The organism is Eikenella sp. HMSC071B05 (genome assembly GCF_001811325.1).
In the GTDB taxonomy this organism is placed as follows: Bacteria; Pseudomonadota; Gammaproteobacteria; order Burkholderiales; family Neisseriaceae; genus Eikenella; species Eikenella corrodens.
The window spans coordinates 1-1,021 of the sequence record NZ_KV804523.1; the positions used below are offsets into that span (position 1 = coordinate 1).

Here is a 1,021-nt window from a genome sequence, read left to right on the forward strand (position 1 = left end):
AAGTTAAATTCGACACTCCGATGACTTACGTTAACAATGCAGGTAACCCCTCCAGCGACCCGAGTAACAAAGTGAACCTGGTAGGTGGTGATACAAACAAACCGGTTACCTTGGGTAACGTAGCAGATGGCAACATTGCTGCAGGTAGCAAAGAAGCCATCAATGGCGGACAGCTGCACGATCTGAAAGAAAACGGCTTCAAGATTGCTGCCGACAACGGTACAGCTGATACCGTTAAATTGACCGAGACCGTTAAATACACTGGTGACAGCAACATTGTGACCACCGTTAAAGACAACGAAATCGGCTTCAAGCTGGCTGACAGTATTACCGTAGGCCCGGCCACCGGTGGCAACCCGGTTAAGATTGACGGTACTAACGGCACTGTAACTGGTTTGACTAACAAGACCTGGGATCCGAACAACATCACCAGCGGTCGTGGTGCAACTGAAGATCAGCTGAAAGCTGCTCAAGCTGCTGCTACCAGCAAGGTAGCAGCCGGCAACGGTATTAGCGTTACACCGACCGTAGATACGACTACCGGCAGCACTACTTATACTGTAGCGGCCGATACTACTGCACTGAATGTAGGTGACGGTAACAACGGTAACCCGGCCGGTAAGGTGATTACTCCGACTGGTGCAGATGCCAATAAACTGGCCACTGCCGGCGACATCGCTAATGCCATCAACAACAGCGGCTTCAACATTGATGCCGGCGGTAATGTAGTGGGTAATCATGCTGCTACTACTGCCAAACCCGGCAGCACCCTGACCCTGAAAGCAGGCGATGGACTGACCGTGAAACAGGAGTTGGACGGTAATGGCAACCAGAGCTACACCTACGCTTTGGATGCCCAAACCGTGGTGCAGAATGCCCAAACCCCGGTGGTATACACCAAAGCTGACGGTACGAAAGTGTACAAACGACCTGACGGCAAGTTCTATGATGCGCCGACAGGCGGTAACGAAGTTGGCGCTGGCGACGTAATTGCCAGCATGCAAAATGCTGACGGTACCAC

General features: G+C 52.0%; 1 pseudogene. It reads left to right on the top strand.

Features of this window, described 5'->3' with window-relative positions:
- Positions 1 to 20: 20 nt before the first annotated feature.
- Positions 21 to 1,021 (top strand): annotated as a pseudogene (locus HMPREF2796_RS11275) (hypothetical protein); the annotation flags it as partial.